The sequence below is a fragment of the Vibrio cyclitrophicus genome, from assembly GCA_023206055.1.
Lineage (GTDB): Bacteria > Pseudomonadota > Gammaproteobacteria > Enterobacterales > Vibrionaceae > Vibrio > Vibrio cyclitrophicus_A.
Genome location: CP065366.1, coordinates 2,752,992 through 2,767,038, shown reverse-complemented (window position 1 = coordinate 2,767,038; position 14,047 = coordinate 2,752,992). Strand labels below are relative to the sequence as shown.

At 42.4% G+C, this 14,047-nt stretch carries 12 protein-coding genes; 5 read left to right on the top strand and 7 right to left on the bottom strand.

All coding sequences use genetic code 11. The annotated features are described in order from the left end of the window. Positions 1–274 precede the first annotated feature (274 nt). Positions 275–1,243, bottom strand: a complete 969-nt coding sequence (gene cysK / locus ITG09_12095; protein UPR51433.1) for a cysteine synthase A — start codon at positions 1,241–1,243, stop codon at positions 275–277. Positions 1,244–1,481: 238 nt separating this feature from the next. Further along, positions 1,482–2,240 carry a sulfate transporter CysZ gene (gene cysZ, locus ITG09_12090; GenBank protein UPR51432.1) on the bottom strand — a complete coding sequence of 253 codons (759 nt, stop codon included), beginning with the start codon at positions 2,238–2,240 and terminating at the stop codon, positions 1,482–1,484. Positions 2,241–2,469: 229 nt separating this feature from the next. Between cysZ and zipA the strand changes: the two genes are divergently transcribed. From zipA to cueR, 5 genes are all read left to right on the top strand, one after another. Beyond that, positions 2,470–3,528, top strand: coding sequence for a cell division protein ZipA (zipA, locus tag ITG09_12085; GenBank protein UPR51431.1), 1,059 nt, complete (start codon positions 2,470–2,472; stop codon positions 3,526–3,528). Between the two features lie 92 nt (positions 3,529–3,620). Further along, positions 3,621–5,633: an NAD-dependent DNA ligase LigA gene (gene ligA / locus ITG09_12080; GenBank protein ID UPR51430.1), complete on the top strand. Its 2,013-nt coding sequence runs from the start codon at positions 3,621–3,623 to the stop codon at positions 5,631–5,633. Between the two features lie 524 nt (positions 5,634–6,157). Beyond that, complete coding sequence (locus ITG09_12075; GenBank protein UPR51429.1) at positions 6,158–7,264, top strand: porin; 1,107 nt, start codon at positions 6,158–6,160, stop codon at positions 7,262–7,264. Positions 7,265–7,362: 98 nt separating this feature from the next. After that, positions 7,363–8,166: a DUF2057 domain-containing protein gene (locus tag ITG09_12070; GenBank protein UPR51428.1), complete on the top strand. Its 804-nt coding sequence runs from the start codon at positions 7,363–7,365 to the stop codon at positions 8,164–8,166. 93 nt (positions 8,167–8,259) lie between these two features. Further along, positions 8,260–8,652 carry a Cu(I)-responsive transcriptional regulator gene (gene cueR, locus ITG09_12065; GenBank protein ID UPR51427.1) on the top strand — a complete coding sequence of 131 codons (393 nt, stop codon included), beginning with the start codon at positions 8,260–8,262 and terminating at the stop codon, positions 8,650–8,652. A gap of 563 nt (positions 8,653–9,215) precedes the next feature. Here cueR and ITG09_12060 read toward each other — a convergent pair. The 5 genes from ITG09_12060 to ITG09_12040 form a co-directional block, all read right to left on the bottom strand. Then, positions 9,216–9,665: an NfeD family protein gene (locus ITG09_12060; GenBank protein ID UPR51426.1), complete on the bottom strand. Its 450-nt coding sequence runs from the start codon at positions 9,663–9,665 to the stop codon at positions 9,216–9,218. A 3-nt stretch (positions 9,666–9,668) separates the two neighbouring features. Further along, positions 9,669–10,598, bottom strand: a complete 930-nt coding sequence (locus tag ITG09_12055; GenBank protein UPR51425.1) for an SPFH/Band 7/PHB domain protein — start codon at positions 10,596–10,598, stop codon at positions 9,669–9,671. Between the two features lie 232 nt (positions 10,599–10,830). Next, positions 10,831–11,685 (bottom strand): co-chaperone YbbN, encoded by an 855-nt coding sequence (locus ITG09_12050; GenBank protein ID UPR51424.1) that lies wholly within the window; start codon positions 11,683–11,685, stop codon positions 10,831–10,833. Positions 11,686–12,081: 396 nt separating this feature from the next. Beyond that, a complete protein-coding gene (locus ITG09_12045) occupies positions 12,082–12,909 on the bottom strand; it encodes an SDR family oxidoreductase (protein UPR51423.1) in 828 nt (275 codons plus the stop codon). A 43-nt stretch (positions 12,910–12,952) separates the two neighbouring features. Continuing rightward, a complete protein-coding gene (locus ITG09_12040; protein UPR51422.1) occupies positions 12,953–13,867 on the bottom strand; it encodes a TIGR01777 family protein in 915 nt (304 codons plus the stop codon). Positions 13,868–14,047: the final 180 nt, after the last annotated feature.

The following is a 14,047-nucleotide window of genomic DNA, read 5'->3' as shown; positions in this document are numbered from 1 at the left end:
GTAAGTTTGTAACCAATTTAGCTTAACTGCTTTAACGTAAATCCGCTAGAGGCTAGTACGCTATGTTCGTGTTAGAACTTAGACTGGTTATAAATTTTTATCCAGCCATGGTCGTCTTTTGTTGAGTACTCATGACTTTCAGAATTTGTTTATTGCTTCTTTTATTTTGAAGCGAAAAATAAAACAGAGCTGATATTACCAAAGGTGGGGCAGGGATCAACAAAAAAGCCCCTAAACGGGGCTTTTTTGGACGAAAAATTGATTTGACCACATATTACTGTTGGTTCTCTTTTTCCGTAAAGATGCCTGCAAACAAGGCTGTACTTAGGTAACGTTCACCAGAGCTTGGTAGTACGGTAACGATAGTTTTTCCTGCAAATTCAGGTAGTTCTGCGATTCTGTTTGCGGCCACTACAGCTGCACCAGATGAGATGCCAGCAAGAATGCCTTCTTCTTTCATTAGGCGTTGAGCCATCTCAATTGCTTCTTCAGAAGTTACCGATTCAACTCGGTCAATAATCTCTAAATCTAGGTTTCCAGGGATGAAACCTGCACCGATACCTTGGATTTTGTGCGGAGCGGGTTTGATTTCTTCGCCTGCAAGCGCTTGTGCGATAACTGGAGACTCTGCTGGTTCAACCGCTACTGATGTAATAGCTTTGCCTTTTTCACCTTTAATGTAACGACTTGTACCAGTGATAGTACCGCCCGTACCAACACCCGCTACAAACACGTCGATTTCGCCGTCTGTTGCTTCCCAAATTTCCGGACCCGTTGTCTGCTCGTGAATTTGTGGGTTCGCTGGGTTGTTGAACTGTTGTAGTAGTAGGTACTTGTCTGGGTCTGAAGCAACAATCTCTTCTGCTTTAGCAATTGCGCCGTTCATACCTTTTGGTGCTTCAGTTAGCACTAGGTTTGCGCCAAGCGCTTTAAGCAGCTTACGACGTTCTAGGCTCATTGACTCAGGCATAGTTAGTGTTAGCTTGTAACCACGCGCCGCAGCTACGAATGCAAGAGCAACACCGGTGTTACCACTGGTAGGTTCAACAAGCTCGATACCTGGTTTAAGAGTACCTGCTTTTTCTGCTTCCCAGATCATGTTTGAACCGATACGACACTTAACACTGAAGCTTGGGTTACGAGCTTCGATCTTAGCTAGGACGTTACCTTTGCTTACTTTGTTAAGGCGGACTAGCGGTGTGTTACCAATCGTTAGGGTGTTGTCTTCGTAGATCTTGCTCATGCGATATTCCTTCATTTAATGACAGAACTAAACGTAGTATATCAATCACTTTACCGTCTAGTGTCTTTCGATGTTTGTTTAGCTTGAATTTAGATTAAACAACTTGAAAAAAAGGTAAAAGGATTAAAAAGTTATATCATATAGATATGTAGCAGAATTGACGCCTATCTTTATTGAAATCAGAATTTCAAAAAGATAGGCAAAACTAGGAAGTATAGGCAGGGTTAGAGACGAGAAGTTATAGACGTGAGCGTAGAGCTTGGTCTTTAAACTCAGCGACCCACATTGCTGTTGCGCCACAAACGGCAACGGGCATAACAATTAGGTTTAAAATTGGAATGGTAGTGAACACAGAAACAAGCGCGCCAAAGCTATAGCTCTTGCCTTGTTTTTGTTTCAAATTGTTTCTCATGTTATCAAATTTGATTTTATGGTTATCGAACGGGTAGTCGGCGTATTGAATCGCTAACATCCATGCTGTGAAAATGAACCATAAAAACGGTGCAACGGTTTGCCCGAGTGCTGGAATTAACAAAAGTAGGAATAAACCGATCGCTTTTGGCAGAATGTAGACAAGCTTGCGCCATTCTCTCGCTAATATACGTGGCGTATCTTTGAGGACATCAAGTAAACCATCGTCATTTACTTTTTTGCCACTAAGCAGCTCTTCTACCTTTTCTGCGAGTAATCCATTGAACGGTGCGGCAATGAAGTTAGCGAGCGTACTAAAGAAATACGAGAACGTGGCCAAGACGGTTAACACAAGTAATGGCCATAAAATGTATGACAACCACGACAAAAAGCTTGGCAATGCACCAATCCAACCTTCAATCCAAGTGTTTAGGTTAGAGAAAATATAAAACAAGGCACCACCAACGAGTAACACGTTCGCGATAAGTGGCATTAGTACAAACTTACGAATGCTCGGTGATAAAGCGATTTTTATTCCGAAAATAAAATAGCCAAAGCCTGAGCGTGGAATAGATTCAATAGTCATATTTAAATTAGGTCACATGTGAATTTGGTTAAATAGCAAACATCCCTAGTGTACTCGACCGAAATTAAGAAAAAAAGCGTGGCGAAAATCACACCATGTAAGGAACTAATTGTATTAAGTTGTTCTAAAACAGTGGCTACTTTTGATAGAGTAGTGAGATTGGCCAAATTAACCCAACTTAGTGACAGCATCTATATAGCTAGTTGACTAAGAAAGCTGAGAGCGAAAAATGCAGGAATTGCGATTTGTACTCATTATTGTTGGCGCGTTAGCTATCGCCGCATTATTGTTCCATGGTCTATGGACGAGTAAAAAAGAAGGGAAAGCAAAGTTTGGAGATAAGCCGCTCGGTAAGCTTGATAACGATAGCTTAGACGAGTCTGAAACGATCCCAAACCGTTCATTCGCCCCAGAAGATGATTTTGAGATAATCAGAAAAGAGCGTAAAGAGCCGGACTTTGCGGTTTCACCGTCTGCTACCGATCCGCTGATTGACTCTGACCCACTAACAGCACCACAAACGAAAGAAGTTATCGAAGACGACATCGAATTGAATGATCTTCCTTCTTTCAGTGTTAAAGAAGAACCAGTTCAGATCGAAAGTGAGCCTGAAGAGATCGAAGAAGTTGTGGAGCCTGAGGTTCCAAATTTCGAATTGACTGACGAGCAAAAAGAAAACCATGCTGGCTTTAAAGAGCAGTATGGTTCGTTTGAAGAAACTACAGATACCGTTACTGAGCCGCTAGCTCCTAACAAAGCACTGACGCCAAGTGAACCGCTTGTTGCTCAAGTAGACGTTGCTAAAGAAGTCGTTGCTTCACAAAGCACCGCGCCTACCGAAGAAGCTAAGCCAGATGAAGAGCTTGGCCTAGAAGTTATTGTTCTCAATGTTCACTGCGCTGGAGAGATCCCGTTTGTGGGTACTGAACTTTTCCGTAGCATGGAAAATAACGGCTTAACTTATGGCGAGATGTCTATTTACCACTGCTTTGCACAATCTAGCGATGAGCCAAAAGTTATTTTCAGTATTGCGAACATGATGCAGCCGGGAACGCTAGAACATGATGATCCTGCTGATTTTACAACGAAAGGTATTTCGTTCTTCATGACGCTGCCTTGTTATGGTCAAGCTGATCAGAACTTTAATGTCATGCTGAGTGCAGCACAGAAAATTGCTGATGATATGGGCGGAAACGTTTTGGACGAGTCACGTAACTTAATGACACCTAATCGTTTGTCTGACTATCGCAAACAAATCAGAGACTTTATGACGGCAGCCAATGCCTAGTCGTCTTGTTTAGCCTTATAAATAATCTATATTTATAGAAAAGGGCTCCTAAGGGAGCCCTTTTTGATATTTCAATCACGACAGAGAATGATATGAAAGAATCGATTCAAGTTACCTTAGAGCAGTTAAGAGAAACTCTGCACTATCATGCCGTTCGTTATTACGTAGAAGATAGCCCCGAGGTTCCTGATGTTGAGTACGATCGATTAATGCAACAGTTGCTAAAAATCGAAGAAGAGAACCCTGAGCTTGTGACGGTGGATTCGCCAAGCCAACGTGTCGGTGGGCAGCCTTTAGATGGGTTTACGCAAGTGGCTCATGAAATCCCAATGCTTTCGCTCGACAATGCATTCTCTGATGACGATTTAGATGCGTTTAATAAGCGTATGTCTGATCGAGCGCCAACCGCAAATCTTAAGACTTTCTGTTGTGAGCCTAAGCTTGATGGTTTAGCTGTGAGCCTACTCTATGTATATGGCACCTTAGTACAGGCAGCGACGCGTGGTGATGGTGCGACGGGCGAAAATATTACTGAAAACGTGCGTACGATCAGCTCGATTCCGCTTAAGTTACAAGGTGAAGGCTGGCCAGAACGTATTGAAGTACGTGGCGAAGTGTTTATGCCAAAAGCAGGCTTCGACAAACTGAATGAACTGGCGTTGAAGAAAGGCGAGAAGGTCTTTGTGAACCCACGTAATGCCGCCGCAGGTAGCCTACGTCAGCTAGATTCTCGTATTACAGCTAAACGTCCCTTGGCTTTCTACGCATACAGTGTCGGCGTTGTAGAGGGCGCTGAGCTTTCAAATAGCCATTATCAACGCTTCTTGCAGTTGAAAGGTTGGGGCTTACCTATGTGTCCTGAAACTAAGCAGTTAAGTTCGCTTGAGGATGTAAAGGCGTATTACCAAGATATCATGACTCGTCGTGATGCTCTCGCTTACGAAATTGATGGGGTGGTGATTAAGGTCGATGACATTGCCGCACAAGAAACTCTAGGCTTTGTTGCACGAGCACCTCGCTGGGCAATTGCTTACAAGTTCCCTGCTCAAGAAGAGATCACTCTGCTTAACGATGTTGAGTTTCAAGTAGGCCGAACAGGCGCTATTACGCCCGTTGCTAAGCTGGAGCCTATCTTTGTCGGTGGTGTGACGGTGAGTAATGCAACGCTACATAACGCTGATGAGATTGCTCGTCTAGGTGTGAAGGTAGGTGATAGCGTTATTATTCGTCGAGCTGGTGACGTGATCCCACAAATTGTGGCTGTAGTACTCGATCGTCGTCCTGAATCGGCAAAAGACATTGTTTTCCCTGATGCTTGCCCAGTCTGTAACTCTGCAGTTGAACGTGTCGAAGGTGAAGCTGTAGCACGTTGTACTGGCGGTTTAGTGTGTCAGGCGCAACGTAAAGAAGCGCTTAAACACTTTGTGTCTAGAAAGGCGCTGGATGTTGATGGCCTTGGCGTAAAAGTGATAGAGCAGCTTGTCGACCGTGAAATGGTAGAAACTCCAGCTGATCTCTTTAAGTTAAGTGCGGGCGTGATTACGGTCCTTGACCGAATGGGGCCTAAATCAGCACAGAATGTAGTGAGTGCGCTTAATAAAGCTAAAGACACGACATTAGCGCGTTTTCTTTATTCGCTCGGTATTCGCGAAGTAGGTGAAGCGACAGCGATGAACCTAGCGCAGCACTTTAAGACGTTGGAGTTAGTTCAAGCAGCAACCCATGAACAGTTGGTTGAAGTGTCAGATATTGGTGACATCGTTGCAAGTCACCTCACAAGCTTCTTCTCACAAGAGAAAAACAGAGCGGTTGTCGATCAGCTGATAGAGCTTGGTGTGAATTGGCCAATCATCGAAGAAGCTGCCGATGACCAAGAGTTACCATTAGAAGGCAAAGTCGTTGTGTTAACAGGTTCATTGTCCCAATTAGGTCGAAGTGAAGCGAAAGCCGCTTTGCAGGCTTTAGGTGCAAAAGTAACCGGTAGCGTGTCTAAGAAAACGGATATCTTATTTGCTGGTGAAGCTGCGGGTTCTAAACTGACTAAAGCACAAGATTTAGGTATCGAAATAAGAACAGAAGAAGATCTAATTGCACTTATTTCGTAAGTAAACCAAGGTAAAAAAAGCTCAAAAGCACTCCTTTTAAGGGAGTGCTTTTTTGTGTCTGCTGCAAATTATATGTCTTTTTAATTGTTGAGAATTTTGTACCTATACGAACTATCAAAAAGGGACAGTGATGGTGCTCAACATTAATGAAATACCATTCTAGTTGTATCATAATTGCGAGTCATATCTATTTTTATAAAGTGGAATTGTTTTTAAGTTGTTGAATATATTGGTTTTTAATCTATTTTGGTGAGGTTTTTTCAATTTGTCGATCTGGATCACTAAGTACCTACTAAATTTGCACCAACTCATATTTTTTTAGATGAAAATTAAGTTCTCATTGATCTTTTTGAGGGCGAAGTTAGTCTTAATGTCATGGATGCACATGATGTGTATAACCAGAAAGGAAATAGAGAATTCAGACTTTAGGGTTCTCAAACAAGAAAAGGTATTTCTCTCTACGGCGGCCAACTTTAGGCGGGGAATATTCAAACAGCTATATCCATTTTTAGGAGTTTTATTCCATGGAAAACAAAATTTTCAAACGTACTCTACTAGGTGCAACGGTTGCACTTTTATCGACAGGCGCAATGGCGAAAGAAGTTGGTATCAACTCTGACTTCAACGTTGACGTATACGGTGTTGCAGCAATCTCTTTAGTTAACTACAACACAACTGACAACAACGATACTGGCAAAGGTTATTCAGTTGAGAATGAATCTCGTATCGGATTCCGTGCTCATAAAGAGATGTTTGACGATGTATTAATCACAATGCAGATTGAATCTGGTTACGTAGATAGCACAGACTGGTCTCACGGTGGCGTTTCAGGTGGTGTTCTTGGTTTCCGTGATACTTTCATCGGTGCTTCTGGCTCTTGGGGTAACCTACGTGTGGGTCGTGTTCTTACGCCACTATACGAAATCGTCGATTGGCCATTCTCTAACCCTGGTCTAGGTTCTGTATTCGATTGGGGCGGCATCAATGGTCACTACGATCGTCAATCTAACCAAGTACGTTACGATTCAGCTAAATTTGGTGGTTTCTCTTTTGCAGCTTCTGTTGGTCGTGATGATGGAAAAAATGGTGGTGGTGATGACAATATAACTCGTGATGCACAATTCTTTGGTGCAAGTGCGAAGTACAGTTTCGAAAAAATCACATTCATGGGTGCGGTTGAATCTGGTACTCGTGTAGTTGATGCAAAAGGCGGCGATTGGTCTCTTGATGAAAATGGTCAACCAGTACAAGCTCCAGTAGAACCTGGTTATGATGACGATACTTTCGCATACATTGTTGGTTTTGAAGCTAGCCTACCTGCTGGTTTCGGTATCGCTGCAGCATATAAAGGCGAAGAGTTAGATAGTCAATATCGTAAAGTTACTCAAGATTCTTACTCAATCATTGGTCAATACTGGAATGGTCCAATCGGTTTCAAACTGGGTTACGCAGCGAACCTTGAATCTGAGACAGACGGCTCTAAAGATGCAAACTCTGACAGCAACACTATCTCTGGTCAGCTAATGGCTGTTCACAACGGTTTCGTACCTTATCTACGCGTAGCGGGTCGTACTGTTGGTGACGCTGATACAGATATCGTAACTCGCGTTGGTCTTGAGTACGGTTTCTAAGCTAAAGTTGTCAGCTTAAAAATAGTTAAATAAAATCAAAACGCTGGTAAATTATTTTGCCAGCGTTTTTCCATAGTGAACATAAGGAATTAGTCACAATGAATAAAGTTAGTGTAGTTGTATTATCATTATTTTTGGGAGCTTGTAGTTCACTTGATTCACAGAGTAATTTTGCCGATTCAGTTGCGGATGTACAATCAAAGGGGAGTTATGTTCAGGTTACGGGGCGCTCTTACGCAGCAGAGAACAAAGCGAATGTAGGGGCTGATATCCTAAAGTCGTCACTTTACTTTACGTACAACAAAGAACTAACACAGAACTCGGCTCCAGAATCTTCAATTATCATGGATGTGAGTTACTTCCAGAGCTATAAAGAATATGAAACGGTAAGTTTTTTTGGTAAGACGATAGAATTAGAAGATAGACAAGTTTCACGCGAAAGCTGTAGTGAGCATTGTACCACCACGCAATATATTAAGTTCCCTTTGAATGACGAAGATATTCAACAGGCAAGACAAAAAGATCTCGAGTTTACCCTGGATGGACAGAACTCAGTGATTAGTACAACTTTTATTGTGCCGAAAGCGTATATCGACACAATTTATAATGGTGCAAATAATCATACAGCTATTGCTGTTGCTCCAGTAGCGGTACCTGTTGCAGCTGTCGTTGCTGAAGAACCAAAGGTGTCTCAAGCTCAAGATATGGTTAACTATTGGTACGGTGAAGCAACAAAAGAAGAGCAATCTGCAGTGACAGATTGGGCATTCAAGAACCGTAAGAACGCTAACCCAGCATCGCTAGAAGGTTCAAAAGAGATCGAAATGGTTTCATACTGGTTCAACAAGCTAGACAGTGAAGAAAAATCTCAAACTATGATTTGGTTGTTAGAGCAAGAGTAAGCCTTTAACGTTACGCCCTAACTATGTTTTTCAACCGCAGTATTGTATAACAGCAGTACTGCGGTTTTTCATTTTAGGCTTACAGGTAAGATTGTGAATATTGGTGAAGTAGCGAAACGTGTTGGTACAACAGCGAAATCCATTCGTTTTTACGAAAGTAAAGGCATGATGAGCCCTCCACATCGTTCAGAAAATGGCTATAGGCAATACGGCGAGATTCACATCGAACAGTTAGAATTTGTACTGAGAGCTAAAATGGTTGGATTTACGCTTGATGAGTGTAAATCACTGGTTGAGTTGGCAATGAATCCCAATAGAGAAAGCTACGAGGTAAAAAAGAAGGCAACGCAGAAGTTAGACGAAATAGAGTTGAAGCTTGCTGAACTAAATAAGATGAAAGCTCAACTGCAATCTTGGGTTCATGATTGCCCTGGTGATGCTTCAACGGAATGTCCTATCTTAAACAATCTGTCTGGCCGCAGTTAGGTTGTGTCAGCTATAAATAATCGTCAGGCCGCAATTACATTACTAGCCTGACTTTAGTCTCCTATCACAGGACTTTTCCGCCGTAATGTTTACAAATCAGTAATGGCACGTGAGTGACTGCATTACCATCTGAACATTTTACAATAGGCCCCATGTTTCCGTTACCAGGAGACTGACTGCTCGCGAGAGCGCTTCCGACTGACAAGCTGAAAATAGCCGTTAGAATTATTAAAAAATGTCTCATACAAACTCCATTAGGTTTATCTCTGATTGAGATAAATGAAAGTATGGACAAGGAAAATAAAATTTCAAAAATTGGACGGGCTTAACATTTTTAATAATTATAATTAAGCGAGAGCGTGGCTCACTATTCATATATATATTGGTTAATAAACCAGACTTTCTTATATGTTTTTAGCTCAATCAAAATTTTTAGCTTTACGAAATAAGAACTTATTTTTTTTGCTATTCAATCTATCGCAATGATAATTCGAATGTTCTTTGCTCTCTAAAGTGATTAAAGCCTACATTTATCGATAATGTAGGCTTTATATGTAAATTAGCTATAAAGGCTGGATTATTAGAATTATTCCGTCTAACGCCACAATCTTAATTTCTGTGCCTGATGGGATATCTTGGCTAGCTCTTGCTGACCAAGAAGAGTCTCCTACCTTAATTCGGCAGTTACCTCTTTTGATATCTTCAGTTAATAGTACGGTTTGTCCCAGCAACTGCTTTTCTCTCTGATTCAGTTCTCGACCAGCATCAGAGTGCTTGTCATTGGACAGTTGTCTTCTCCACCACAACCAAGTGGTGATCAACGAGAAGCTGGCGAATGATAGCCATTGCATCTGCCAACCAAGCGGTAATGCACCCAAAAGAGCCCCGACGAGCATGGCTGATATACCAATCCAAAGAAAGTAGCCAGCCGTTCCGATAAGCTCAATAGCTAATAGTGCTAGACCAAACGCCAACCAATGCCAGTGGTTTACTTGTTCTAGTAATTCGACCATAAGTTAGTCCTTACTGCCTTTGTCATTGCTTTGTGCAAACATCTCGGCAATGCCTGCGACTGAGCCCATTAGCCCTGTAGCTTCTAATGGCAACATAATGATCTTACCGTTTTCTGCTTGGCCAATTGATTTCAGAGCATCAGTATAGCCTTGTGCGATGAAGTAGTTGACGGCTTGCATGTCGCCTTGAGCGATCGCGTTTGATACCATCTCTGTCGCTTTAGCTTCTGCTTCTGCTGCACGTTCACGGGCTTCGGCTTGCAGTATAGCTGCTTGCTTTTGGCCTTCCGCTTTTAAGATTTCTGATTGCTTATGACCCTCGGCTTTTAGGATCTCAGCTTGTCTTACACCCTCTGCCTCTAAAATATCAGCACGCTTGTTACGTTCGGCTTTCATTTGAGCGTTCATCGCTGCGGTTAGATCGGCTGGTGGTTGTACGTCTTTAATCTCAATACGTGTAACTTTTACGCCCCAAGGGTTAGTTGCTTCATCTACGATGTTAAGCAATTTGGTATTGATCATGTCTCGCTGGCTGAGCATTTCATCCAGTTCCATAGAACCCAGTACAGTACGGATATTGGTGAGGGTTAAGTTACGAATCGCGTGTTCAAGGTCATTGACCTCGTAGGTTGCTTTGGGCGCATCAATAACTTGAACAAAACAGACAGCATCAATCATGACATTGGCGTTGTCTTTTGAAATGACTTCCTGAGCGGGAATATCCAGCACACGTTCCATCATGCTGATTTTCTGACCAACCTTGTCAATGAATGGAATGATTAAGTTCAAGCCTGGTTGAAGGGTGTGTGTGTAGCGACCGAAACGTTCGACAGTCCAGTTATTACCCTGTGGAACGGTTTTAACACCAGCGAAAATAAAGAGCAGTGCGACGGCAGTAAAGACGCCAATAGTAATCAATGTATCAATAGGCATACGAAATCCTTTGCAAGTGTGAGTTTTTGATAGTTCTTTACTCATACTGGCTCATATTTAAAATTCGAGCAAATTTATAAACGAGAAATGGGCCATAAAACCTTGATTTTATGACCCATTTTACTTTGTGTTATACGATAAGATTGCTGAGGTTTTTATCATTTATCATTTATCATTTATCATTTATCTGAGTGATTTTTCCTCAGTATTTATCAACTTGTTCGCGTTCGAATTAGTAAAGCAGAGAGTACAGTTGGCGGCGGTATTTGCTCGCAACTGCATTACCTTGCCCAAGTGCGCTTAAGATATCCATGAATTCTTTTTTCATGTCGCCATCTAAGGTGTTGAGGTCTTTCGCTAAGAATGACCACAGTAATTCCATAGCTTCTTCGCTACGGTTCACTTGGTGGTATTGCAGTGCCAATTCAGAGGCCGTTTTAGCATCGCTTGGGTTTTGCTGAAGAGCGGCTTCTAGTGCTTGGATCTCTGGGCTGTCTGCTGCTTGTTTATGCAGTTCAAGCTTCGCAACTAAACCTTTGTAGTAGTTGTCTTGGTATTCAAGTGGGATGGTTGCTAGTTGAGTTTCAGCAAGGTCAAACTGTTGTGTTTCTAACAAACACTCTGCTATCGCCAGTTTTACTTCACCTTTGTTTGTAAGCTCAGCAGGAAGCTGTTGCATTGCTGCTAGTGCTTGCGTGTGATCGCCTGCTTGCATTAACTCAAGAGCTTGGCGCAGCGCGAGTTCATCTTGACTAGGAAGGTGTTTACTTAACATATCAACAATCGCGTCTAAGCTTTGAGGGCCACCAAGACCGTCGACAGGTTGACCGTTAACAAACAGTGCAATAGTAGGCAGTGCTTGTACGCCAAACTGGCTAGCAATAGCTTGTTCTTGTTCGCAATTTAGCAGAGCTAAGGTGAAGGCACCGTTGTATTGCTGAGTTAATGTTTGAAGTTCAGGAATGACTTGGGCGCTCTCTTGGCTCATTGGTGCCCAAAAATGGATGAGTACAGGGGTCTGCATCGAACCTTCTAATACTTGACGAAAGTTCTGCTCATTAAGTTCAACAATATGCGGAGATTGCATTTACGTTCCTTGAGGTTTGTTTTGTGGATACGTTGCAAATATGGGGGGATAATTCGGTAACTTCAAGATCTAACTCGGTTATCTCGGATAAAAAGAACCAAAAATAGAAAAACGCTATGCTTCTATGTTGATAGAGTTGTTATATCAACATGGAAGGCATAGCGTTATCATCGAGGTAGTCAGTGAGGCGTTGCGTGAGATACTCAAAACAGAATAAACAACGTAATAGCCAGACCCACACCTACCCAATTAAGGCGGTTTAAAGTCATGAGATTTCCAGAGTAGAACCATCAATTGGAAATAATTGATGGGATAGAATAATCATGACATCTTATTGTTACGGAAAAATTACATCGTTACATTAAAGTTTGCGACTCTGCATTCAAAGTTGGTAATTTATGCAGCTTTTCTCAAAATAGGGTCTAGTAAGCGACTCGGTAGAATCCTTTTCAATACCGCGAACACTTTAGTTGGGGTCGTAACTCGGTATCTTAGTTTGGGTTTGTCGGCGGTGAGAGCATGGAATACCGGCTCAATACAACTTTCAGGCGGAAGAACAAAAGCGTTATTCGATGACTCTTTTTCGAGTCGATCTTTTTGTTGTTGATAAGCTTCTTGGTGAGCGCTACCAGAAATGGCTATCCATTTATTGAACGCTTTCAGGGCATTGGTTCTAAATTGAGTCTCAATTGGCCCTGGTTGCAATAATGAGATCTGTATACCACTGCCATGCAGTTCTAATCGTAAGGTATCCGTCCAACCCTCAATCGCGAATTTAGAAGCATTATAAGCACCACGATACTTCATGGCTGCAAAACCTAATACAGAACTGTTTTGTACGATTCGACCTTCGCCACGCCCGCGCATGTGCGGAAGGATCTGACAGACGAGATGATGCCAACCAAAGAAGTTGGTTTCGAATTGTTCTCTGAGTCCTTGGGTCGGTAAGTCTTCTAGCGCACCTGCTTGACCGTAAGCCCCGTTATTGAATAATCCATACAATCCATTAGGCGCGAGATCAATAGCAAGCTTGGCGCCATGCTCAATACTTTCTTGGTTGGAAAGATCTAATTGAATACAGGTGAGGCCTTCATCTTGAAGGCGTTGAACATCTTGTGGATCACGACAAGATGCAATGACATGAAAACCACGCTTTTGAAGTGCATGCGCACATGTATAGCCAATACCCGTTGAGCAACCGGTAATCAGAATCGACTTGTTCACACTTAATCCTTTATTAGAGTCTCTATTGCTCTAGGGTAAAGAATTAGTCTTGATGTTGTAACAAGTTTTTTAGTGCTGGCTCGATTCTTGAGTAACTAAAGATGAATCCCATCTCAGTGAGTTTCTTCGGCTTAGAGCGAATGCTGTCAAATAGCAAACAAGATGATTCCCCCATTAGAATCGACATTGCCCATTTCGGCGTGAATAAGAAATGCGGTCGGCCTAATTGTTTAGCTAACGTGCTGCTGAACAGTTTGTTGGTCACAGGGTGAGGGGCACACATATTAAATTCCCCTTGAGCGTGAGGAATAGACAACAAGTGATTGACGGCTCTCACCATATCGAGAATGTGAATCCATGGCATGTACTGCTCTCCGGAACCTAGTGGACCACCGACGCCGAGTTTATAAGGCAATAGCATCTTCTTGAGTGCGCCGCCATTCTCGCCAAGTACAACCCCTGTTCGCAGTAGTATCACGCGTGTACTTTCTGATTGTGCTCGTTTAGCTATCTCTTCCCAGTGGGCACAGACTTTATGAGGAAAGCTTTCATCTTCTACTTGCAGTGACTCGTCAAACGGGTGTTGCTGTTGATCGCCATAGTAACCGACGGCTGAACCGCTAATGAAAGCGTGTGGCGGGTTGCTACTGGCATGAATTAATTCGACCAACTTTTCTGTGATGTGCCAGCGACTGTTACAGATACTCTCTTTTTGCTCTGTACTCCAACGCTTATCGGCAATCGGTTCACCTGCGAGGTTGACCACTACATCAAAGTCATTGAGATCACTGAGCTCATCAAGGGATTGAATGTAATGAAGGTTGTTCTGATTGAGGTGATTTAGGCTTTGTTTCGCATTTTTAGGACTCCGCGTCAGCAGTGTCACGTCGTCAGTGTTCCAACTTTTGACCAATTCAGAGCCAATAAATCCAGTACCACCCGTTAACAATATCTTCATACCAATCTCCCTATTAAACATAATTATAGACATGGCTTGTTTTTATTCGCCATTCAATACGAAAAAATCACTATAGCGATCATAAGGTTTCAATCGTGTGATGCCCAAATTACGCCTTTTTCAATTTACAAAGGAGTGGAATTAAATGCATCAAGTCAGGATGTGTACCGTTATCACACT

Bases quoted from the DNA above. Each gene is read 5' to 3' on its own strand.
- cysK (UPR51433.1), bottom strand. From the start codon at position 1,243: ATGAGCAAGATCTACGAAGACAACACCCTAACGATTGGTAACACACCG.
- ITG09_12060 (UPR51426.1), bottom strand. From the start codon at position 9,665: ATGGTCGAATTACTAGAACAAGTAAACCACTGGCATTGGTTGGCGTTT.
- ligA (UPR51430.1), top strand. From the start codon at position 3,621: ATGAAAGAATCGATTCAAGTTACCTTAGAGCAGTTAAGAGAAACTCTG.
- ITG09_12050 (UPR51424.1), bottom strand. From the start codon at position 11,685: ATGCAATCTCCGCATATTGTTGAACTTAATGAGCAGAACTTTCGTCAA.
- ITG09_12070 (UPR51428.1), top strand. From the start codon at position 7,363: ATGAATAAAGTTAGTGTAGTTGTATTATCATTATTTTTGGGAGCTTGT.
- cysZ (UPR51432.1), bottom strand. From the start codon at position 2,240: ATGACTATTGAATCTATTCCACGCTCAGGCTTTGGCTATTTTATTTTC.
- ITG09_12075 (UPR51429.1), top strand. From the start codon at position 6,158: ATGGAAAACAAAATTTTCAAACGTACTCTACTAGGTGCAACGGTTGCA.
- zipA (UPR51431.1), top strand. From the start codon at position 2,470: ATGCAGGAATTGCGATTTGTACTCATTATTGTTGGCGCGTTAGCTATC.
- ITG09_12055 (UPR51425.1), bottom strand. From the start codon at position 10,598: ATGCCTATTGATACATTGATTACTATTGGCGTCTTTACTGCCGTCGCA.
- ITG09_12040 (UPR51422.1), bottom strand. From the start codon at position 13,867: ATGAAGATATTGTTAACGGGTGGTACTGGATTTATTGGCTCTGAATTG.